The sequence below is a fragment of the Pseudomonas sp. 01L34 genome, assembly GCF_056400265.1.
In genome coordinates this window covers 552,962-575,773 of record NZ_JBFTSX010000002.1, presented here as the reverse complement: position 1 = coordinate 575,773, position 22,812 = coordinate 552,962, and the positions used below count along the sequence as shown (strand labels likewise).

Here is a 22,812-nt window from a genome sequence, read left to right as displayed (position 1 = left end):
ATTGGAGCACCTGTTACGGAACGTCTCCCATGCGGACTATTTGAGCAGTTTCTGAAACTCCTCCACCAGCAACGGCCTGCTGTGCAAATACCCCTGATACAAATGGCAGCCCAGCCCTTGCAAGAACTCCAGTTGCTCCTCGGTTTCAACCCCTTCGGCAATCACTTCCAGCTCCAGGCTGCGGGCCATGGCGACGATGGCGCGAATGATTTCGGCATCGTTGGGGTCGGTGGTGGCGTCGCGGATGAACGACTGGTCGATTTTCAGGGTGTCGACCGGCAGGCGCTTGAGGTAGGTCAGCGAGGAATAGCCGGTACCGAAATCGTCCATGGCAAAGCTCACGCCGAGTTTTTTCAGGCGACGCATTTTGCTGATGGTGTCGTCCAGGTTCTGGATGACGATGCCTTCGGTGATTTCCAGTTTCAGCAACGAGCAGGGCAGGTCGTGGCTGCCGAGGCTGTGCTCGATGCGTTCGACGAAGTCGTTCTGACGGAATTGTCGCGGGCTGATATTCACGCACAGGCTGAAATTGAGCGGGTCGATCAGGCCTTTGGCGATCAGGCTTTTGAAGGCCGCACAGGCTTCGTCGAGGATCCATGTGCCGACTTCCAGAATCAGCCCGCTGTCTTCCAGCACCTTGATGAACTCGGTCGGCGATTGCGCGCCCAGTTGCGGATGGTGCCAACGCACCAGGGCTTCGGCGCCGGTAATGCGGTTGTTGCGGGCGTCCACCTGAGGCTGGTATTGCACGCTGAATTCACCCCGGGAAAGGGCCAGGCGCAGGTCGGTTTCCATGCGCAGGCGTTCGCTGGCGGCCTTCTGCATGGTGTTGTGATACATCTGCGTCGTGTTGCGGCCCGAGTCCTTGGCGCGATAGAGGGCGATATCGGCGCGTTTTAACAGATCGGTCGGGGTCGAGCCGTGGTCGGGGATCAGCGCGATGCCGATGCTCGGCGTCACTTGCAGGCGCTGTCCATCGAGGAACATCGGTTCGGACAGCAATTCGCGCAAGGTATCCGCCAGTTCCCGGACTTGAGCGCTGACGTCGCTGCGTGAGCCTTCCAGGCCACTGAGCAGCACCACGAACTCATCGCCGCCCAGGCGTGCGACGGTGTCTTCCATGCGTACGCTGGCTTCAAGGCGCGCGGTGATGATTTTCAGCACTGTATCGCCCACCGGGTGGCCGAGGGAGTCGTTGATGTGCTTGAAGTGGTCGAGGTCGAGGAACATCAGGGCGCCACGCAAGTTGTGGCGCTTGAGCAGGGCGATCTGCTGGCTCAGGCGGTCCATCAGCAGCGCGCGGTTCGGCAGGTTGGTCAGCGGGTCGTGGTAGGCCAGGTGACGGATCTGCGCTTCGGCATTTTTCAGCAGGCTGACGTCCCGGGCGGTCAGCAGCAGGCAGGCGGTTTCGTTGAGGGTGATCGGTTCCACCGAGACTTCGACGGTCAGCAACTCGCCGCGTTTGTTGCGCCCGAGCATTTCCAGGTGGTGAACCCGGCCCTTGATCTGTAGTTCGGCCAGCAACGCCGAGCGTTGTTTCTCCTCGGCCCAGATGCCGACCTGATACACCGTGCGGCCCACCACTTCATCGGCACGGTAGCCGGTCAGGCGGCAGAAGCCGTCGTTAACCTCCAGATAGCGTCCAGTGTCGCGCTCGGTAATGGTGATGGCGTCGGGGCTTGAGTGGAAGGCCTTGGCGAACTTCTCTTCGCTGGCCTTGAGCGCCGCTTCCGAGCGTTGCTGTTGGGTGATGTCGCGCAGGGTGGTGACGATGCACGGCTGGTCGCCGACGCTGATCTGGCGGCTGGAGATCACGCAGGTCAGGGATTGCCCGTCCTTGTGTTGAACGATGATCGCCACATTGTTCAGGCCCTGTTCGCGGATGACTCGCTCAATCCTTTGCAGGCTTTTCGCCGAGGCGTCCCACAGGCCGATTTCGTCGGCGCTGCGACCGATGACGTCGGTGGTGCTCCAGCCGAACGTCTGGGTGAAGCTGGAGTTGATCTCGATGAAGTGGCCGGTGTCCTGACGCGTGACGCAGATCGGGTCGGGGCTGACCTGGAACAACGTGGCGAATTTCTCTTCCGACGCTATCAGTTGCTGTTCGCGCTCTACTTGCTCGGTGATGTCCAGCAATGTGCCGGCCATGCGCAGCGGGTTGCCGTCATCATCGCGGTAGAGTCTGGCGCGGCTTTCCAGGTAGCGCGAACTACCGTCCGGCAGCTGCACGCGGTACGTCAGTTGATAATTGCCGGCGGGGCCTTCGCGTAAGCTGCGGTAAGCGTCGCGCATGGTGTCGCGTTCTTCACCGGGTACACCTTCGAAAAACGCATCGAAGGATTCATGGAAGGGTTTGGGCTCCAGACCATGCAGCTGGGCGGCCCGCGCCGAGCCATAAAGCATGCCGCTGGGGATGTGCCAGTCCCAAGTGCCGAGTTGTGCTGAATCCAGGGCCAGGTCGAGGCGTTCCTGGCTGTCTTTGAGGGCGTGCTCGGCGATTTTTCGTTCGGTGGTGTCAAGGAATGTGCTCAGCAGATAGGGCTGGCCTTCGAGCTCGACCTTTTGCGCGCTGAGAATGCCGTCGTGAACCTGCCCGTTGCTGGCGCGAAATTGCACCTCCATGTTGATCAGCTCACCTTTGGCCTTGGTGGCCTTGACCAGTTCCGCCCGTTGCTCCGGGTTGACCCAAAGACCCAGCTCCAGTGTGGTTCTGCCGATTGCGTCTTGCACCGGCCAGCCGAACAGGCTTTCGAAATACTGGTTGGCTTCGCTGATCAGGCCGTCTTCCTGACGGGTCAGCAGCACCATGTTCGGGCACAGGTGGAACAGCGTGGCGAAGCGTTTTTCCGAGCTGCTCAGCGCTTGTTCACGCTGGCGCTGGTGGGTGATTTCACGGATGACCCCGATCATTCGTGGCCGGCCGTTTTTGTCCGGTAGCAGGCTGCCGTTGATTTCCAGCCAGTGCAGGCTGCCGTCGGGCCAGCGGATGCGGTGGTGCATGGCCTGCTCCAGCGGAGCGCCGGCGATCACTGCATTGAAGGCGCGGATGGCTTTCGCCCGATCCTCCTGGGGCAGCAGGTCGAGGTATTCCAGATCCTCGGGCAACGGTTGCCGGGGATCGAAGCCGAACAACGCCTGAGTACCCCGTGACCAGCTGATCTGCCCGCGCTCGATGTCCCAATACCAGGCGCCCAGTCGGGCACCATTGAGGGCCGCGAGCAACTGTGGGGCGCTTTCCCAGCTCTGCTCGGACCGTTTTGGGTCAATTGCCTGAATTCGCGGCATTGGCGGCATACGTTCAACAGATTTGGGCATGGATGACAGGCCTTGGGCTGAATTGGGCGTTAGGCACAGGGTTTTGGGGCTCTATAGGCGTAGCACAAAAGAAGAAGCACAGCTTAGCCGCGAGTCCCTGGCTGATCGATTTGTGCATCCAGCAAAGCCATGAAGGCCTTTGCCGCGTTCGACAGCGTCCGTTCGGTGTGCAGGATATAGCCTAGCTGGCGAGTGAGTTGTATGCCCGGCAAAGGTATGCGCGCCACTTGCTCATCCAGCATGGTGCGCGGCAAAACGCTCCAGGCCAGGCCGATCGAGACCATCATCTTGATGGTCTCCAGATAATTGGTGCTCATGGCGATGTTCGGCGTCAGGCCCTGGGCCTCGAACAGGCGTTGCACGATGTGGTGGGTAAAGGTGTTGCCGCCGGGGAAAACCGCGGGGTGCAGGGCAATGTCCGCCAGGCTGACCGCACCGTTGCTGATCAGCGGATGCTCCGGGGCGGCCACGAAATCCAGCGGGTCGTCCCACACGGGCGTGGCCTTGACCAATGTGTGAGGTTCCGGTGCAAGGGTGATGACTGCCAGTTCAGCGCGGCCATGGAGGATTTCTTCGTAGGCCACTTCCGAATCGAGGAACTGAATATCCAGCGCTACCTGCGGGTAACGTCGGGTGAACTCCCTTAATAAGGGCGGCAAGCGATGCAGGCCGATGTGATGGCTGGTGGCCAATGTCAGACGACCGGTCACTTCGCCAGTCAGGTTGGTCAGGGCGCGGCGGGTGTCATCCAGTACATTGAGGATCTGATAGGCCCGTGGCAGCAAGGCGCGGCCGGCTTCGGTCAGGCCGACTTCCCGGCCCAGTCGATCGAACAGTCGCACCTTCAATTGCTGCTCCAGCCCGGCGATGCGCTTGCTGATGGCCGGTTGCGTCAGGTGCAGCCGTTCGCCGGCGCCGGAGAAGCTTCCGGTCTCGGCAATCGCGATAAAGGCGTTGAGGTTGGCGAGGTCCATAATGAGGTCTCAGTGGCATTCCAGTTGGTTATGCAAAGCATAAAAAATATGAATTTGAGTTATTTAATGTAACCCCCTAGGATCGACCTCACAAGCCAAGGGGTTATTGAATTACTCAAGATCCGGGGCATAGAAACAAGCTGATGAGGAAACCGTCTGATGGCCGGCAAAACGCTCTACGACAAGCTCTGGGATTCGCATTTGGTCAAGCAGCGCGACGATGGCTCTGCGCTGATCTACATCGATCGTCACATCATCCACGAAGTGACCTCGCCGCAAGCCTTCGAAGGCCTGCGTCTGGCCGGGCGCAAGCCTTGGCGCATCGATGCCAACATCGCGACCCCGGACCACAACGTACCGACCACCCCGGAGCGCAAGGGCGGCATCGAAGCGATCGTCGACCAGGTCTCGCGTTTGCAGGTTCAGACCCTCGACGATAACTGTGACGAATACGGCATCGTCGAATTCAAGATGAATGACGTCCGCCAAGGCATCGTCCACGTCATCGGCCCGGAGCAGGGTGCCACCTTGCCGGGCATGACCGTGGTCTGCGGTGACTCCCACACCTCGACCCACGGCGCATTCGGTGCCCTGGCTCACGGTATCGGCACCTCCGAGGTCGAGCACGTGCTCGCCACTCAGTGCCTGGTCGCCAAGAAAATGAAGAACATGCTGGTGTTGGTCGAGGGCAAATTGCCGTTCGGCGTGACCGCCAAGGACATCGTCCTCGCCGTAATCGGCAAGATCGGCACCGCCGGCGGTAATGGCCACGCCATCGAATTCGCCGGTAGCGCGATTCGCGACCTGTCCGTTGAAGGCCGCATGACCATCTGCAACATGTCCATCGAAGCCGGCGCCCGTGTTGGCCTGGTGGCCGCCGACGAAAAAACCGTGGCTTACGTCAAGGGCCGTCCATTTGCTCCGAAGGGCGCGGAATGGGATTTGGCCGTCGAAGCCTGGAAAGACCTGGTCTCCGATGCGGATGCCAAGTTCGACACCGTCGTCGAGCTCGATGCCTCTCAGATCAAGCCGCAAGTCAGCTGGGGCACCTCGCCTGAGATGGTGTTGGCCGTGGACCAGAACGTGCCGGATCCGGCCAAGGAAATGGACCTGGTCAAGCGTGACTCCATCGAACGCGCCTTGAAATACATGGGTTTGACCGCCAATCAGGCGATCACCGACATTCAGCTGGACCGCGTATTCATTGGTTCCTGCACCAACTCGCGGATCGAAGACCTGCGCGCCGCCGCGGTGATCGCCAAGGGCCGCAAAGTGGCTTCGACCATCAAGCAAGCCATCGTGGTGCCGGGTTCGGGGCTGGTGAAGGCTCAGGCTGAATCCGAAGGCCTGGACAAGATTTTTATCGAGGCCGGTTTTGAATGGCGTGAGCCTGGCTGCTCGATGTGCCTGGCGATGAACCCGGACCGTTTGGAATCGGGCGAGCATTGCGCGTCGACCTCCAACCGTAACTTCGAAGGCCGTCAGGGCGCCGGTGGTCGTACCCACCTCGTCAGCCCGGCCATGGCCGCCGCCGCCGCTGTGAACGGTCGTTTCGTCGACGTCCGTGAATTGATCTAAAGGAGCGCAGCATGAAAGCTTTTACCCAGCACACTGGTCTTGTCGCGCCTTTGGATCGTGCCAACGTCGACACCGACCAGATCATCCCGAAGCAGTTCTTGAAGTCGATCAAGCGCACCGGTTTCGGTCCGAACCTGTTCGATGAATGGCGTTATCTGGACGTTGGCCAGCCGTATCAGGACAACTCCAAGCGCCCGCTGAACAAGGACTTCGTCCTCAACGCCGAGCGTTATCAAGGCGCCAGCGTGTTGCTGGCCCGCGAGAACTTCGGTTGCGGCTCCAGCCGCGAGCACGCGCCGTGGGCACTGGAAGAGTACGGTTTCCGCAGCATCATCGCGCCGAGCTACGCCGACATCTTCTTCAACAACAGCTTCAAGAACGGCTTGCTGCCGATCATCTTGAGCGACGCTGAAGTCGATGAGCTGTTCAAGCAGGTTGAAGCGAACCCGGGCTACCAGTTGCAGATCGATCTGCAGGCCCAGACCGTGACCCGTCCGGACGGCAAAGTGCTGAGCTTCGAGATCGATGCCTTCCGTAAGCACTGCCTGCTCAATGGCCTGGACGATATCGGCCTGACTTTGCAGGATCACGAGGCGATTGCCACGTTTGAAGCCAAGCACCGCGCGAGCCAGCCATGGTTGTTTCGCGACGCCTGAGATTGATCTGGAATCGATGTAATCAGGGCCGGCCTCTTCGCGGGCAGGCCCAGACAGCGCAAGGTTAAACCTAAAAAGGAAGTCCCGATGACCAGCACCGCGCAGCACAGCCAGGTAGTCCAAAAACAATTCGGTGAACAGGCCTCGGCCTATCTGAGCAGCGCCGTACACGCTCAAGGCACCGAGTTCGCGCTGCTACAGGCTGAACTGGCGGGGCAGGGCGATGCCCGGGTACTGGACCTGGGTTGCGGCGCCGGTCATGTGAGTTTTCATGTGGCCTCGCTGGTCAGGGAAGTAGTCGCTTACGACCTGTCCCAGCAGATGCTCGATGTAGTCGCCTCCGCCGCTGTCGACCGGGGTTTGAGCAATGTGACCACGGTCAACGGCGCCGCCGAGCGTCTGCCATTCGCCGATGGCGAGTTCGACTTCGTCTTCAGCCGCTATTCGGCGCACCATTGGAGCGACCTCGGTGTGGCCCTGCGCGAAGTTCGCCGGGTGCTGAAGCCGGGCGGGGTGGCGGCGTTCATCGATGTGTTGTCGCCGGGCAGCCCGTTGTTCGACACTTACCTGCAAAGCGTCGAAGTGCTGCGCGACACCAGTCACGTGCGCGATTATTCTGCGGGCGAGTGGTTGCGTCAGGTCAGCGAAGCGGGGTTGCATACCCGCAGTACCACGCGTCAACGGTTGCGCCTGGAGTACACCTCCTGGGTCGAGCGCATGCGTACGCCGCAGGTGATGCGCGCGGCGATCCTAGAGTTGCAGCAATCGATGGGCAACGAGGTGCGCGAATATTTTGAGATTGAGGCCGATGGTTCGTTCAGCACCGATGTGCTGGTGCTGATGGCTGAACGATAGAATTTTTCCGGGCGCGCCCCAGGGCGCGCCGACTGATGACATGAGGAAAGCATGAGCAAGCAGATTCTGATTCTCCCAGGCGACGGTATTGGCCCGGAAATCATGGCCGAAGCGGTCAAGGTGCTGGAGCTGGCGAACGACAAGTACAGCCTGGGCTTCGAACTGAGCCATGACGTGATCGGTGGCGCCGCCATCGACAAGCACGGCGTGCCGCTGGCCGATGAGACCCTGGCCCGTGCGCGCGCAGCCGATGCTGTGCTGCTGGGCGCCGTGGGCGGCCCGAAATGGGACACCATCGAGCGTGACATCCGCCCTGAGCGCGGTCTGCTGAAAATCCGTGCGCAACTGGGCCTGTTCGGCAACCTGCGTCCGGCGATCCTGTACCCGCAACTGGCCGAGGCTTCCAGCCTGAAGGCAGAAATCGTTGCCGGCCTGGACATCCTGATCGTCCGTGAACTGACCGGCGGTATCTACTTCGGCGCGCCACGTGGCGTGCGCGAGCTGGAAAACGGCGAGCGTCAGGCCTACGACACGCTGCCATACAGCGAAACTGAAATCCGCCGTATCGCCCGTGTCGGTTTCGACATGGCGCGCGTACGCGGCAAGAAGCTGTGCTCGGTGGACAAGGCCAACGTGCTGGCCTCCAGCCAGCTGTGGCGTGAAATCGTCGAGCAAGTGGCCAAGGACTACCCGGACGTCGAACTGAGCCACATGTACGTCGACAACGCCGCCATGCAACTGGTGCGTGCGCCGAAGCAGTTCGACGTGATCGTCACCGACAACCTGTTCGGCGACATTCTTTCCGACGAAGCGTCGATGCTCACCGGTTCCATCGGCATGCTGCCGTCGGCGTCGCTGGATGCCAACAACAAAGGCATGTACGAGCCGTGCCACGGTTCGGCGCCAGACATCGCTGGCAAGGGCATTGCCAACCCGTTGGCGACCATTTTGTCGGTGTCGATGATGCTGCGTTACAGCTTCAATCTGCAGGATGCGGCCGACGCCATCGAGAAGGCCGTGAGCCTGGTTTTGGATCAGGGTCTGCGTACGGGAGACATCTGGTCGGCTGGTTGCACCAAGGTCGGTACGCAGGAAATGGGCGACGCAGTAGTCGCCGCGCTGCGGAATCTGTAATCTCTCTGGCCCGCTGCAATTTTCAACCTTGAAAGCAGCGGCCCACTTTTCAAGAAGGTGTAGTTGCGATGAAACGTGTAGGTCTGATCGGTTGGCGCGGCATGGTCGGTTCCGTGCTCATGCAGCGGATGCTGGAAGAGCAGGATTTCGATCTTATCGAGCCGGTGTTTTTCACCACTTCCAATGTCGGTGGCCAAGGCCCGTCCGTGGGCAAGGACATTGCTCCGCTCAAGGACGCTTACAGCATTGAAGAGCTGAAAACCCTCGACGTGATTCTGACCTGCCAAGGTGGCGACTACACCAGCGAAGTGTTCCCGAAGCTGCGCGAAGCCGGCTGGCAGGGTTACTGGATCGACGCCGCTTCCAGCCTGCGCATGCAGGATGACGCGGTGATCGTGCTGGACCCGGTGAACCGCAAGGTTATCGACCAGCAGCTCGACGCGGGCACCAAGAACTACATCGGCGGCAACTGCACCGTCAGCCTGATGCTGATGGGCCTGGGCGGTCTGTTTGAAGCCGGTCTGGTGGAGTGGATGAGCGCCATGACCTATCAGGCGGCCTCCGGTGGCGGCGCGCAGCACATGCGTGAGCTGATCAAGCAAATGGGTGTGACCCACGGCGCTGTCGCCGATCAACTGGCCGATCCGGCCAGCGCCATCCTCGACATCGACCGCCGTGTTGCCGAAGCCATGCGCAGCGACGCGTACCCGACCGAAAACTTCGGCGTACCGCTGGCCGGCAGCCTGATCCCGTGGATCGACAAGGAACTGCCGAACGGCCAGAGCCGTGAAGAGTGGAAGGCCCAGGCCGAAACCAACAAAATCCTCGGTCGCTTCAAGAGCCCGATCCCGGTGGACGGTATCTGCGTGCGCATCGGCGCCATGCGTTGCCACAGCCAGGCGCTGACCATCAAGCTGAACAAAGACGTGCCGATCGCTGATATCGAAGGGCTGATCAGCCAGCACAACCCTTGGGTCAAGCTGGTGCCGAACAACCGTGAAATCAGCATGCAGGAGCTGAGCCCGACGAAAGTCACCGGCACCCTGAACGTGCCGGTCGGTCGTCTGCGCAAGCTGAACATGGGTTCGCAATTCGTCGGTGCCTTCACCGTTGGCGACCAACTGCTGTGGGGCGCGGCCGAGCCGCTGCGTCGCATGCTGCGGATCCTGCTTGAGCGTTGATCTATTGATGCAATGAAAGAACCCGTGCCTTGAAAGAGGTGCGGGTTTTTTTTGTCCACCGATGGCGTGAATTGCCTCACCGCCAACCACCCGGTAAAGTGCCGCTCCCCCCGTTTCGCCAGAGGTAGAACCATGAGCCAGTCCTTCGATATTGCCGTGATCGGCGCCACCGGTACTGTCGGCGAAACACTCGTCCAGATTCTCGAAGAACGCGACTTCCCGGTCGGCAATCTGCACCTGCTGGCGAGCAGTGAATCGGCCGGACACTCGGTGCCGTTTCGCGGCAAGAACGTGCGGGTGCGCGAAGTCGATGAGTTCGACTTCAGCAAAGTCCAGTTGGTGTTCTTCGCCGCCGGTCCGGCGGTGACCCTCAGTTTCGCCCCGCGCGCTACGGCCGCCGGTTGCTCGCTGATCGACCTGTCCGGCGCGTTGCCGGCCGATCAGGCGCCGCAAGTGGTGCCCGAGGCCAATGCTGCAATTCTTACCGGCCTGAAAAAGCCCTTCCAGGTCAGCAGCCCAAGCCCTTCGGCGACAGCGCTGGCGGTGGTGCTGGCGCCGCTGCTCGATTTGCTCGACTTGCAACGCATCAGCCTGACGGCGTGCCTGGCGGTCTCTGCCCAGGGCCGCGAAGCGGTCAGCGAGCTGGCCCGGCAAACCGCCGAACTGCTCAACGTGCGTCCGCTGGAGCCGGCTTTCTTCGATCGACAGATGGCTTTTAACCTGTTGGCGCAAGTCGGTGCGCCCGATGCTCAGGGCCACACGTTGCTGGAAAAGCGTCTGGTGCGCGAGCTGCGTCAGGTCTTGTCGCTGCCTTTATTAAAGATTTCCGTCACTTGCATTCAAGCCCCGGTGTTTTTTGGCGATAGCTATAGCGTGACCTTGCAGTCATCGAGCGCTGTCGACCTGGCGAAAGTCAACGCGGCACTGGAAGCGGCGCCCGGTATCGAGCTGGTCGAGGCGGGCGATTACCCGACTCCGGTAGGCGATGCGGTAGGGCAGGACGTGGTTTACGTTGGTCGGGTTCGCAGCGGGATCGACGACCCGGCGGAACTTAACATGTGGCTGACGTCAGATAACGTACGCAAAGGCGCCGCGCTCAATGCTGTGCAGGTGGCTGAATTGTTGATAAAAGACCTGCTGTAAAAGATACTTGGCAACAATTTTTTCTAGTGGTTCCAGCCGAACACCATGTTTGGCTGGAATGCTTGAGGCGAGCCATCCCGCAGGGCTTTCGTCGCATGAATGAAACGATCGCGCGCGACGACCCTTCGCCGTCGCGCGCAACGCCTTACGGCAGCGGCAATCAATACCTTCTCGCTGGCCGAGGAATGTTCAAACAAAGGATGAGGCTATGGTTCAAGTTCGCAAACTGGTGTTAGCAATAGCGGCCGCCTCGGCGCTGTCCTCCGGTATGGCGCATGCCCTCGGGCTTGGGGAATTGACCCTGAAATCGACGCTGAACCAGCCTCTGGTAGCAGAAATCGAGTTGCTCGACGTCAAGGATCTCACGGCTGCCGAAGTGGTGCCGAGCCTGGCCTCGCCCGAAGATTTCGCCAAGGCCGGTGTCGATCGTCAGGCGTTCCTCAACGACCTGACTTTCACACCGGTGCTTAACGCCAGCGGCAAAAGCATCCTGCGCATCACCTCCAGCAAACCGCTGTCCGAACCGATGGTGAAATTCCTGGTTCAGGTGATGTGGCCAAGCGGTCGTCTGCTGCGTGATTACAGCGTGCTGCTCGATCCGTCAAAATTCTCGCCGCAAACCGCCGATGCCGCCGCGCAACCGGCGCCAGCCCAGGCGGTGACCGCGCCAGTCACCGGCGCGACCAAATCGACGCAATACACCACCACGTCGCGCGATACCTTATGGGAAATCGCCGCGAAGGCGCGTAACGGTGGATCGATCCAGCAAACCATGCTGGCCATCCAGGCGCTGAACCCGGATGCCTTTATCGACGGCAACATCAACCGGCTGAAAGCCGGTCAGGTGCTGCGTCTGCCGGATCAGGTGCAAAGCGCCAGCCTGCCGCAACCCAAGGCCATCGCTGAAGTCGCGGCGCAGAACTCTGCATGGCGCCACGGTCGTCGCTATGTGGCGAAGCCTGGAAGCGGGCAGCAGCAACTCGATGCCACCAAGCGTGCTCGCGGTGATGGCGCTTCGTCGCAAGTCGCCACGGACAAGCTGAGCCTGGTCTCTGCCGACACCGGCAAGGGCCGTGGCAAAGGTGCCGCCGGTGATGCGAAAGCCTTGAGCAACAAGCTGGCCGTGACCCAGGAAAGCCTCGACACGGCTCGCCGTGACAACGCTGAACTGAAAAGCCGCATGAACGACCTGCAAAGCCAGCTGGACAAGCTGCAGCGCCTGATCGAACTGAAGAATAATCAGTTGGCCAAGCTGCAAGCCGAAGGCGGCGCGGGCGCACCGGCGGCTACGACCGCTCCGGCGATGTCGGCCGAGCTGGCAGCCAGCCCGGCGGCAACGCCTGTTGAAGTGACTCCGGCGGCTCCTGCGCCGGAAGTCGTTCCGGCGCCAGCCGTCGAGCCGACGCCTGTGGCGTCCGACGAGCAGAAATTCAACGAACTGCTGACCAACCCGATCCTGCTGGGTCTGGTGGGTGGCGGTGCAGTGGTTCTGCTGCTCTTGCTGCTGTTGCTGGCCCGTCGCCGCAAAGCTCAGCAAGAAGCAGAAAAACATCTGCGCATGGCCCGTGCCTTGGCTGAGGAGCAAGAGTTCTCCGCCGACCTCGACCTGCCGGAAAGCAGCTTCGAAGGTCTGGAAGTCCCGCCGCCAAGCGTGAAACTCGCGACCGCACCAACGCCTGCACCTGCACCGGCCCCGGTGATTGCCCCGGTTGTGATGACGCCACCGATCGCTGCACCGTTGGTTGCGCCTGCCGCCGAACGCTCTGACGACGTCTTGGTCCAGGCTCAGTCGCACATCGCGGCTGGTCGCCTGAATCAGGCTGCCGCGCTGCTGGAAGACGCTATCAAGCAAGAGCCGCAACGCAGCGACCTGCGCCTGAAGCTGATGGAAGTCTACGGTCAGCAGGGCGATCGCGATGCGTTCGTCGCTCAGGAGCGTCAACTGGTGGCCAACGGCGACAACTTCGCCCGGGTCGAACAGCTGAAAAGCCGCTTCCCGGCCATGGTGGTCGCGGCGGTGGGTGGTCTGGCCGCCGCAGCTATCGCCGCCGAGCTGGACGCACAGTACGTCAAGGACCTGCTGCTGGACGAGCCGCAAGCCCCGGAACCGGCATTGGCTGACTTTGACAGTGCTTTCGATCTGAGTCTCGACGATCTGGAAGCGGCTACTCCGATCACGCCTGCGGTTGCAGTCGAGCCAGCACCGCAGCCACAGCCTGAGCCAGAACCAGAGTCTCTGGCTGAGCTGGATGAGTTTCCGCTGGACGACGACCTGAGCTTTGAGTCGGTGTTGCAACAACAGACTGAAATCAAGGAAAGCCTCGACGACCTGTCGGACTTCGACCTGGACATGGATCTGGGCGGCGATGCTTCCCCGGAGACTCTGGCTGAAGACGACTTCCTGCTGAGCCTGGATGGCGACCTCAAGGACTTGCCTGTCGCTGAAGTGCCGACCGTCACTGAGGCGCCAAAGGTGACCGAGGCGCCGCTCGACGATCTGGAGTTGCCGGCTGATTTCGATCTGTCGCTGGCCGATGAAATGGACGCCGCCCCGGATAAGCCTGACGCCTTTGAAAGCGAACTCAACGACGTCAATGCCGAGCTGGATCGTTTGTCCCAGAGCCTCGGCGAGCCAAGCTTCACCGAGGAAGATGCGTTGGCCGCGTCAGATGACGAGCTCGATTTCCTCTCTGGCGCTGACGAAGTCGCCACCAAACTCGACCTGGCCCAGGCCTACATCGACATGGGCGACAATGACGGTGCTCGGGACATCCTCAATGAGGTGGTGACCGAGGGCGATGCGGGGCAGAAGAGCGAAGCCAAGGAAATGCTCTCGCGTCTGGCGTGAATCGTCGGTAAGGCTTAAACAAAACGGCAGCCCATCCAGGCTGCCGTTTTTGTTTGGGGGATGCGATGGGGTTGGTACATTCAACGCCGTGTCACAGTTACACTGGTATCCCGGTCCAGCGGCCTTATAATGCCTGCCTTTGCGTAGATCAGCAGGCTGTCACCCCTTGGCAAATATAGATAATCCGGCCGCCGAAATGGCGGCCGACGGCTTTTTCCGGATCGCGTTGGGCGTTGAATACAAAGGTTCGCGTTATCGCGGCTGGCAACGTCAGGCCTCCGGTGTGGACACGGTGCAGGAGCTTCTTGAAAAGGCCTTGTCCAAAGTCGCCGACTCACCCGTGTCGCTGCATTGCGCCGGGCGCACTGACGCCGGTGTGCATGCTTGCGGCCAAGTGGTGCATTTCGACACCCAGGTAGAGCGCTCGATGAAGGCCTGGGTCATGGGTGCCAACATCAACTTGCCGCACGACATCAGCGTCAGCTGGGCCAAGGTCATGCCGGCGCATTTCCATGCGCGGTTCAAAGCCATCGCCCGGCGCTATCGCTACGTGATCTACAACGATCAGATCCGCCCGGCGCACCTGAACGAAGAAATCACCTGGAACCACCGCCCGCTGGACGTTGAGCGCATGTCCGAGGCCGCCCAGTATCTGGTCGGCACCCACGACTTCAGTGCTTTTCGCGCCGGCCAGTGCCAGGCCAAGTCGCCGATCAAGGAGCTGCATCACCTGCGCGTTACCCGCCATGGCAAAATGATCGTGCTGGATATCCGTGCCAGTGCGTTCCTGCACCACATGGTGCGCAACATCGCAGGCGTCTTGATGACTATCGGTGCTGGCGAGCGTCCCGTGGAGTGGATGAAAGAGGTGCTGGAGAGTCGCATTCGCCGTTCCGGTGGGGTGACGGCTCATCCGTTTGGTCTGTATCTGGTGCAGGTCGAGTATCGCGACGAGTTCGAATTGCCCGAGCGTTACATCGGCCCACACTTCCTCACCGGCTTCTCGGAACTTGACGGCTGACGCCTTCGAACGCTTTTGATACCATCCGGGACTTTCCCGGAATTGCCCTGAGGTTCTATCGACATGTCGGCCGTTCGCAGCAAAATTTGTGGGATTACCCGCATAGAGGATGCGTTGGCGGCGGTTGAGGCCGGGGCCGATGCCATCGGATTTGTGTTCTACGCCAAAAGCCCGCGGGCCGTGACGTTCCAGCAGGCGAGGGCGATCATCAAGGCCTTGCCGCCGTTCGTGACCACCGTGGGTTTGTTCGTCAACGCCAGCCGTTGCGAGTTGGGGGAAATCCTCGACGCCGTGCCACTGGACCTGTTGCAGTTCCATGGCGACGAAACCGCCGCTGATTGCGAAGGCTGGCACCGACCGTACATCAAGGCATTGCGGGTCAAGGCCGGTGATGACATTGCGGCGGCTTGTGACGCATACCCAAGTGCCAGCGGTATTTTGCTCGACGCCTATGTCGAAGGTGTTCCTGGTGGAACCGGTGAAGCCTTCGATTGGTCACTGATACCGCAAGGCTTGAGCAAGCCGATCATCCTGGCGGGTGGCTTGACGCCAGATAACGTCGCCGAGGCGATTGCCCGGGTTCGGCCTTACGCGGTGGACGTCAGCGGAGGGGTAGAGGCGAGCAAGGGCATCAAGGATCACGCAAAGATTCAGGCATTCATCAAAGCGGTACGCGGTAGCACGTCGTTGATGTGACGGCTGGCAGACTGCCGCCGTCCACTGCTCTGTACAAAAGAGGTGCACCTGCACAAAGCAGGCATGGCTGAGAATTTTTGGGTCGTACGCAGGTCAGCGTCTCGCTGACCCGGCAATCCATCGATCATCGCTACACATATGAATTTAGCTCAAGGGCATACGCGGGGCTGCGAACCAGAGCGTTCGGGCCGCCGGTACTGGAGAAAGAAAGCATGAGCAACTGGTTAGTAGACAAACTGATCCCTTCGATCATGCGTTCCGAGGTCAAGAAGAGCTCGGTGCCTGAAGGTCTGTGGCACAAATGCCCGTCTTGCGAGGCGGTGCTGTATCGTCCGGAGCTGGAAAAGACCCTGGACGTTTGCCCCAAGTGCAACCACCACATGCGTATCGGCGCACGCGCGCGCATCGACATCTTCCTCGACGCTGAAGGTCGTGCCGAACTGGGCGCGGACCTGGAGCCGGTTGACCGTCTGAAATTCCGTGACGGCAAGAAGTACAAGGATCGCCTGACCGCTGCGCAAAAGCAGACCGGCGAAAAAGACGCACTGATCTCCATGAGCGGCACCTTGCTGGGCATGCCGGTCGTGGTGTCGGCTTTCGAATTCTCCTTCATGGGTGGTTCGATGGGTGCCATCGTCGGTGAGCGCTTTGTGCGCGCCGCCAACTACGCCCTGGAAAACCGTTGCCCGATGATCTGCTTCTCCGCTTCCGGTGGTGCACGGATGCAGGAAGCGCTGATCTCCCTGATGCAAATGGCCAAGACCTCCGCGGTGCTGGCACGTCTGCGCGAAGAAGGCATTCCGTTCATCTCGGTGCTGACCGACCCGGTCTACGGCGGTGTTTCCGCCAGTCTGGCGATGCTCGGCGACGTGATCGTCGGTGAGCCGAAAGCCCTGATCGGTTTCGCCGGTCCGCGCGTGATCGAACAAACCGTTCGCGAAAAACTGCCGGAAGGCTTCCAGCGCAGCGAGTTCCTGCTGGAGCACGGCGCGATCGACATGATCATCCCTCGTCAGGAGCTGCGTCCCCGTCTGGGCAACCTGCTGGCACAACTGACCGGCAAGCCGACGCCTAAATTCGTCGCCGCGCCAGTCGAGCCGATCGTGGTCCCACCGGTACCTGCGAACCTATGATCGAGCGCACCCTTGGCGAGTGGCTCGCCTACCTTGAACAGTTGCATCCTTCAGCCATCGACATGGGGTTGGAGCGTTCGCAACAGGTAGCGTCCCGCATGGGGCTGGGCAAGCCGGCGCCTCGGGTGATCACGGTCACCGGCACCAACGGCAAAGGGTCTACCTGCGCATTCGTGGCTTCATTGCTGCGGTCGCAGGGCCTGAACGTGGGTGTCTACAATTCTCCGCACCTGCTGCGTTACAACGAGCGGGTGCAGGTCAATGGTGTCGAAGCCACTGACGCGCAGCTGTGCGAAGCCTTTGCCGCGGTCGAGGCGGGTCGCGGCGAAACATCCCTGACTTACTTCGAAATGGGCACCCTGGCGGCGTTCTGGCTGTTTCAACAGGCCGGTCTCGATGCAGTGGTGCTGGAAGTCGGCCTGGGCGGGCGCCTGGACACGGTCAACGTGGTGGATGCCGATATCGCGCTCGTCACCAGCATTGGTGTCGACCATGCGGATTACCTGGGTGATACCCGCGAATCCGTGGCCTTCGAAAAGGCCGGAATCTTCCGCCGGGGCGCTCCTGCACTGTGCGGCGATCTGAATCCTCCTCAACCTCTGCTGGATAAGGCGCGCGAGCTCAATTGCCCGTTTTTCCTGCGTGGGCGCGATTTCGACCTCGGTATCACCGATTACAACTGGCAATGGCGCGGCGTTGATGCTCAAGGGTGTGCGGTCGAATTGCACGATCTGCCATTGCTCGATCTGCCGATGGAAAACGCTGCACTGGCGTTGCAGGCTTACCTTCTGCTCGGTTTGCCTTGGGTGGATGCGCAGATTATTGAAGCGTTGAAAGCGACGCGGATCGTCGGTCGTCTTGATCGTCGGCAGTTCGACTGGCAGGGCAAGCGTCTGAATCTGCTGCTGGACGTGGGGCACAACCCTCACGCGGCAGAATATCTGGCTCGGCGTCTGGCCAGTCGACCGCCGGCCGGCAAGCGTCTGGCGGTGTTCGGGTTGTTGGCGGACAAGGACCTGGATGGTGTTGTCGGTGAATTGAATGCTAGTGTCCAGCATTGGGCCGTCGCGCCGCTGGATTCGCCGCGGGCACGGCCGGTAGCTCAGTTGCACGCAGCGTTGCAGAACCTTGGCGCCTCGGTTACGTCCTATGACAGCGTGGCTGCTGCCCTGGAAGGGCAGTGCGCGCAGGCGACGAGCGACGACGAGATTCTGTTATTCGGATCATTTTATTGTGTCGCCGAGGCCCTTGAGTGGCTGGCCCGGCACTCCACGGAGGAAGCGGCAAATGGCTTTGCTGGATAAGGCGTACAAGCAGCGCATGGTCGGTGCCTTGGTGCTGGTGGCGCTGGCGGTGATTTTCTTGCCGATGCTGTTTTCCCGTCAGGACGAACAGCGCCAGGTAAGGGTCGACGCGCCTGCCGCACCGCATGCCTCCTCGTTACCGCAAGTGCAGATCGAGCCGGTCGCGGTGCCTGAACCACAGGCATTGCCGCAAGAGCCTGTGCCAAGCGACGATGAAATTGCCGAGCAGCAAGCGCCGTCGGCACCGATTGCACCAACGGCTCCCGTAGCGCCAGCGCCGCCGGCTGCCAAACCAGTCGCGCCTCCAGCAGCGCCAGTTGCCAAGCCTGTACCGGCACCTGCCCAGCCAATCGCGGTTGCACCGACCAAGCCGGTCGCTACTCCAAGTCGCGTCGATGCCAATGGCCTGTCGGTCAGCTGGTCGGTGCAACTGGCCAGCCTGGCGAGCCGTGAGAGCGCTGAAAGTTTGCAGAAAACCCTGCGCAGCCAAGGCTATAACGCCTACATTCGCTCCGCCGATGGCAAGAATCGAGTGTTCGTCGGGCCGCTGATCGAGCGTGCGGAAGCCGATCGTCTGCGTGATTTGTTGAGTCGCCAGCAGAACCTCAAGGGTTTTGTGGTGCGTTTCCAGCCTGAGCGCGGCTAAATCTATCACCCCGATTTGAAAAGCACTGACAATCTCAGCTTACCGACAGCCATGGGCTCTGCTAAAATGCGCCGCCTCATCTGTCTGTAGGCTGCACTGTGCCATTTACCTGGGTTGACTGGGCGATCGTTGCAATCATCGCCATCTCCGCTTTGATCAGTCTGAGCCGCGGCTTCGTCAAGGAAGCACTCTCGCTGCTGACCTGGATCATCGCAGGAGTCGTTGCCTGGATGTTCGGTGGTTCATTGTCCGAGTACCTGGGCGGATACATTGCTACGCCGTCGGCTCGTGTGATCACGGGCTGTGCCATCATGTTTGTCGCCACTTTAATCGTAGGCGCAATGATCAATTATCTTATCGGCGAGTTGGTTCGCGTCACCGGGCTATCCGGGACCGATCGATTCCTCGGCATGGCTTTCGGCGGGGCGCGTGGCGTGTTGCTGGTGGTCGTGGCGGTCGGGCTGTTGAGCCTGGGGCCGGTACAGCAGGACGAGTGGTGGAAAGAGTCGCAGCTCGTGCCAAAATTTCTATTGGTCGCAGACTGGTCCAAAAACCTGATCCTCGGGTGGAGCAGTCAGTGGCTTGCCAGCGGAATCAGCGTACCCGCTGATATTCCGTTCAAGGAGCACCTCTTGCCGACGGCCAAAACGCCTCAGTGAGTTGTGTTCAGTTCAGATCCATTAAGTAGGGGTTGCGTCGCATGTGTGGCATCGTCGGTATCGTCGGTAAGTCGAACGTCAATCAGGCGCTGTATGACGCGCTAACCGTCCTCCAGCACCGCGGCCAGGACGCTGCCGGTATCGTGACCAGCCACGATGGCCGGTTATTCCTGCGCAAGGACAATGGCCTGGTGCGTGACGTGTTCCATCAGCGTCACATGCAGCGCCTGGTCGGCCACATGGGCATTGGCCATGTGCGTTATCCGACCGCGGGCAGCTCGACCTCGGCCGAAGCTCAACCGTTTTACGTCAACTCGCCGTACGGCATTACCCTGGCGCATAACGGTAACCTGACCAACGTTGAACAATTGGCCAAGGAGATTTACGAATCTGATCTGCGCCATGTCAACACCAACTCCGATTCGGAAGTGCTGCTCAACGTGTTCGCACACGAGCTGGCCCAGCGTGGCAAGTTGCAGCCGACTGAAGAAGACGTGTTCGCGGCCGTCACCGACGTGCATAACCGTTGCGTCGGTGGTTACGCAGTCGTGGCGATGGTGACCGGTTATGGCATCGTCGGTTTCCGCGATCCGCACGGCATCCGCCCAATCGTTTTCGGTCAGCGTCACACCGATGAAGGCGTCGAGTACATGATCGCCTCCGAAAGCGTTTCGCTGGACGTGCTCGGTTTCACCCTGATTCGCGACCTGGCACCCGGCGAAGCGGTCTACATTACTGAAGACGGCAAGCTGCACACCCGTCAGTGCGCGACCAACCCGTCGCTGACCCCGTGCATTTTCGAACACGTCTACCTGGCACGTCCGGACTCGATCATCGATGGCGTTTCGGTTTACAAGGCCCGTCTGCGCATGGGCGAGAAGCTCGCCGAGAAGATCCTGCGCGAGCGTCCGGACCACGACATCGACGTGGTCATCCCGATTCCGGACACCAGCCGCACCGCGGCCCTGGAGCTGGCGAACCACTTGGGCGTCAAGTTCCGCGAAGGCTTCGTGAAGAACCGCTACATCGGTCGGACCTTCATCATGCCGGGTCAGGCTGCGCGGAAAAAATCCGTACGCCAGAAGCTCAACGCCATCGAACTGGAATTCCGCGGCAAGAACGTGATGCTGGTGGACGACTCCATCGTTCGTGGCACCACCTGCAAGCAGATCATCCAGATGGCTCGCGAAGCCGGCGCCAAGAACGTCTATTTCTGCTCCGCGGCCCCGGCCGTGCGTTACCCGAACGTCTACGGCATCGACATGCCGAGCGCTCACGAGCTGATCGCCCATAACCGTTCGACCCAGGACGTTGCCGACCTGATCGGCGCTGACTGGTTGATCTATCAGGATCTGCCTGACTTGATCGAAGCGGTCGGTGGCGGCAAGATCAAGATCGACAAGTTCGATTGCGCGGTGTTCGACGGCCATTACGTCACCGGCGACGTCGACGAGGCTTACCTGAACAAGATCGAGCAGGCACGTAACGATGCCTCCAAGGTCAAGACCCAGGCAGTCAGTGCGATCATTGATCTGTACAACAACTGAGTAACTACCGGCCCTGAGGGGCCGGTTTTGTATCTACTAAATAAAGAGCAAGGCAAGGAGTGACAGCATGAGTCAGGATTGGGATGCCGGTCGGCTGGACAGCGACCTCGAAGGCGTAGCGTTCGATACCCTGGCCGTACGCGCCGGTCAGCACCGCACGCCGGAAGGCGAACACGGTGATCCGATGTTCTTCACTTCCAGCTACGTATTCCGTACCGCCGCCGACGCGGCTGCGCGTTTTGCCGGTGAAGTGCCGGGTAACGTTTACTCGCGCTACACCAACCCGACCGTGCGCGCGTTCGAAGAGCGCATTGCCGCGCTGGAAAGCGCCGAGCAAGCCGTGGCTACGGCGACTGGCATGGCCGCGATCATGGCGGTGGTAATGAGCCTGTGCAGTGCCGGCGATCACGTGCTGGTGTCGCGCAGCGTGTTCGGCTCGACCATCAGTCTGTTCGAGAAGTACTTCAAGCGCTTTGGCATCGAAGTCGATTACGTAGCTCTGGCGGACTTGTCCGGCTGGGATGCGGCGATCAAGGCCAACACCAAATTGCTTTTCGTGGAATCGCCTTCCAACCCACTGGCCGAGCTGGTGGATATCACCGCCCTGTCGGAAATCGCTCACGCCAAGGGCGCGATGCTGGTGGTCGACAACTGCTTCTGCACGCCTGCGCTGCAGCAGCCACTGAAGCTGGGCGCGGACATTGTCGTGCACTCGGCGACCAAGTTCATCGACGGCCAGGGTCGTTGCATGGGCGGTGTCGTGGCGGGTCGCAGCGAGCAGATGAAGGAAGTCGTCGGTTTCCTGCGCACTGCCGGGCCGACCCTGAGTCCGTTCAATGCCTGGATTTTCCTCAAGGGCCTGGAAACGCTGAGCCTGCGCATGAAGGCGCATTGCGCCAATGCCCAGCAACTGGCCGAGTGGCTGGAGCAGCAGGACGGCATCGAGAAAGTCCATTACGCCGGCCTCAAGAGCCATCCGCAGCACGAACTGGCCCAGCGTCAGCAGAAGGGTTTCGGTGCGGTCGTGAGCTTCGAGGTCAAAGGCGGCAAAGAGGGCGCCTGGCGCTTTATCGATGCGACTCGCCTGATCTCCATCACCGCCAACCTGGGCGACAGCAAAACCACCATCACGCACCCGAGCACCACCTCTCACGGCCGTCTGGCGCCGCAAGAGCGTGAAGCCGCGGGGATTCGTGACAGCCTGATTCGCATTGCGGTCGGTCTGGAAGACGTGGCAGACCTGCAAGCCGATCTGGCGCGCGGGTTGGCTGCCTTGTGATCGAGTTGTCGTCGCCGACCACGGGTACCCATGGCCGCGTCGCGCTGGTCACCGGTGCCGCGCGCGGCATTGGCCTGGGCATTGCGGCCTGGCTGATCAGCGAAGGCTGGCAGGTGGTGTTGACCGATCTGGATCGCGAGCGTGGTTCGAAAGTGGCGAAGGTGCTCGGCGAAAACGCCTGGTTCATCGCCATGGACGTCGCGAATGAAGCGCAGGTGGCGCTGGGTGTGGCCGAGGTGCTGGGGCAGTTCGGGCGTCTGGATGCGCTGGTGTGCAATGCGGCGGTGGCCGATCCGCACAACATCACCCTGGAAAGCCTCGACCTGGCCTACTGGAACCGGGTGTTGGCAGTGAACCTCAGTGGGCCGATGCTGTTGGCCAAGCACTGTGCGCCGTACCTGCGCGCTCACAGCGGCGCGATCGTCAACCTGGCCTCGACCCGCGCCGCGCAGTCGGAACCCGACACAGAGGCTTATGCGGCGAGCAAGGGCGGCCTGTTGGCCCTGACTCACGCCCTGGCCATCAGTTTGGGGCCAGAGATTCGCGTCAATGCGGTCAGTCCCGGCTGGATCGATGCGCGGGATCCAGCGGCACGGCGCGCCGAACCGCTGACTGACGCTGATCATGCGCAGCATCCGGCGGGCAGGGTAGGGACTGTCGAGGACGTGGCGGCAATGGTGGCCTGGTTGTTGTCGAAGAACGCTGGTTTTGTCACGGGCCAGGAGTTTGTGGTCGATGGTGGCATGACCAAGAAGATGATTTACAGCGAGTAACAGGGCAGGGGCACTGTCCCCGGCATTGATGTTGAATGTGTCGCCATCATCGTCGGCTCGCCGCCCTTAG

At 60.9% G+C, this 22,812-nt stretch carries 18 protein-coding genes; 16 read left to right on the top strand and 2 right to left on the bottom strand.

Annotated features, from left to right (window positions below; genetic code table 11):
* Positions 1-36: 36 nt before the first annotated feature.
* The gene (locus AC1DQM_RS07140; RefSeq protein ID WP_028939637.1) at positions 37-3,315 is read right to left on the bottom strand and encodes a sensor domain-containing protein; all 3,279 of its coding nucleotides are present in this window, start codon (positions 3,313-3,315) and stop codon (positions 37-39) included.
* Between the two features lie 83 nt (positions 3,316-3,398).
* The gene (locus tag AC1DQM_RS07135) at positions 3,399-4,289 is read right to left on the bottom strand and encodes a LysR family transcriptional regulator (RefSeq protein ID WP_018928099.1); all 891 of its coding nucleotides are present in this window, start codon (positions 4,287-4,289) and stop codon (positions 3,399-3,401) included.
* A 159-nt stretch (positions 4,290-4,448) separates the two neighbouring features.
* On the opposite strand from AC1DQM_RS07135, the gene leuC reads away from it, so the two are divergent.
* The 16 genes from leuC to AC1DQM_RS07055 all read left to right on the top strand — a co-directional run bounded on the left by leuC (position 4,449) and on the right by AC1DQM_RS07055 (position 22,742).
* On the top strand, positions 4,449-5,867 hold the full coding sequence (gene leuC, locus AC1DQM_RS07130) for a 3-isopropylmalate dehydratase large subunit (protein WP_258673278.1): 1,419 nt from the start codon (positions 4,449-4,451) through the stop codon (positions 5,865-5,867).
* A gap of 11 nt (positions 5,868-5,878) precedes the next feature.
* Positions 5,879-6,523: a 3-isopropylmalate dehydratase small subunit gene (gene leuD, locus AC1DQM_RS07125; protein ID WP_018928097.1), complete on the top strand. Its 645-nt coding sequence runs from the start codon at positions 5,879-5,881 to the stop codon at positions 6,521-6,523.
* Positions 6,524-6,610: 87 nt separating this feature from the next.
* On the top strand, positions 6,611-7,378 hold the full coding sequence (locus tag AC1DQM_RS07120; RefSeq protein ID WP_018928096.1) for a class I SAM-dependent methyltransferase: 768 nt from the start codon (positions 6,611-6,613) through the stop codon (positions 7,376-7,378).
* Positions 7,379-7,429: 51 nt separating this feature from the next.
* Positions 7,430-8,512, top strand: coding sequence for a 3-isopropylmalate dehydrogenase (gene leuB / locus AC1DQM_RS07115; RefSeq protein ID WP_007935187.1), 1,083 nt, complete (start codon positions 7,430-7,432; stop codon positions 8,510-8,512).
* Between the two features lie 68 nt (positions 8,513-8,580).
* Positions 8,581-9,693: an aspartate-semialdehyde dehydrogenase gene (gene asd / locus AC1DQM_RS07110; protein ID WP_007935182.1), complete on the top strand. Its 1,113-nt coding sequence runs from the start codon at positions 8,581-8,583 to the stop codon at positions 9,691-9,693.
* Between the two features lie 132 nt (positions 9,694-9,825).
* Positions 9,826-10,836: an aspartate-semialdehyde dehydrogenase gene (locus AC1DQM_RS07105; RefSeq protein ID WP_477745908.1), complete on the top strand. Its 1,011-nt coding sequence runs from the start codon at positions 9,826-9,828 to the stop codon at positions 10,834-10,836.
* A gap of 208 nt (positions 10,837-11,044) precedes the next feature.
* Positions 11,045-13,684: a motility hub landmark protein FimV gene (locus AC1DQM_RS07100; protein ID WP_477745907.1), complete on the top strand. Its 2,640-nt coding sequence runs from the start codon at positions 11,045-11,047 to the stop codon at positions 13,682-13,684.
* Positions 13,685-13,880: 196 nt separating this feature from the next.
* Positions 13,881-14,705 carry a tRNA pseudouridine(38-40) synthase TruA gene (gene truA, locus AC1DQM_RS07095; RefSeq protein ID WP_018928093.1) on the top strand — a complete coding sequence of 275 codons (825 nt, stop codon included), beginning with the start codon at positions 13,881-13,883 and terminating at the stop codon, positions 14,703-14,705.
* Between the two features lie 63 nt (positions 14,706-14,768).
* The gene (locus tag AC1DQM_RS07090; RefSeq protein ID WP_018928092.1) at positions 14,769-15,401 is read left to right on the top strand and encodes a phosphoribosylanthranilate isomerase; all 633 of its coding nucleotides are present in this window, start codon (positions 14,769-14,771) and stop codon (positions 15,399-15,401) included.
* A gap of 212 nt (positions 15,402-15,613) precedes the next feature.
* A complete protein-coding gene (gene accD, locus AC1DQM_RS07085; protein WP_007935172.1) occupies positions 15,614-16,534 on the top strand; it encodes an acetyl-CoA carboxylase, carboxyltransferase subunit beta in 921 nt (306 codons plus the stop codon).
* Entirely contained in the window at positions 16,531-17,838 is a 1,308-nt protein-coding gene (gene folC / locus AC1DQM_RS07080; protein WP_477745906.1) for a bifunctional tetrahydrofolate synthase/dihydrofolate synthase, read from the top strand. The genes accD and folC overlap by 4 nt, the downstream gene beginning before the upstream one ends.
* Positions 17,822-18,484: an SPOR domain-containing protein gene (locus AC1DQM_RS07075; RefSeq protein ID WP_018928090.1), complete on the top strand. Its 663-nt coding sequence runs from the start codon at positions 17,822-17,824 to the stop codon at positions 18,482-18,484. The genes folC and AC1DQM_RS07075 overlap by 17 nt, the downstream gene beginning before the upstream one ends.
* Before the next feature lie 98 nt (positions 18,485-18,582).
* Positions 18,583-19,143: a CvpA family protein gene (locus tag AC1DQM_RS07070; RefSeq protein ID WP_018928089.1), complete on the top strand. Its 561-nt coding sequence runs from the start codon at positions 18,583-18,585 to the stop codon at positions 19,141-19,143.
* 41 nt (positions 19,144-19,184) lie between these two features.
* On the top strand, positions 19,185-20,690 hold the full coding sequence (gene purF / locus AC1DQM_RS07065) for an amidophosphoribosyltransferase (RefSeq protein ID WP_018928088.1): 1,506 nt from the start codon (positions 19,185-19,187) through the stop codon (positions 20,688-20,690).
* A gap of 67 nt (positions 20,691-20,757) precedes the next feature.
* Positions 20,758-21,969, top strand: a complete 1,212-nt coding sequence (locus AC1DQM_RS07060; protein WP_018928087.1) for an O-succinylhomoserine sulfhydrylase — start codon at positions 20,758-20,760, stop codon at positions 21,967-21,969.
* Positions 21,966-22,742, top strand: a complete 777-nt coding sequence (locus AC1DQM_RS07055; protein ID WP_018928086.1) for an SDR family oxidoreductase — start codon at positions 21,966-21,968, stop codon at positions 22,740-22,742. Before AC1DQM_RS07060 ends, AC1DQM_RS07055 begins: the two co-directional genes overlap by 4 nt.
* Positions 22,743-22,812: the final 70 nt, after the last annotated feature.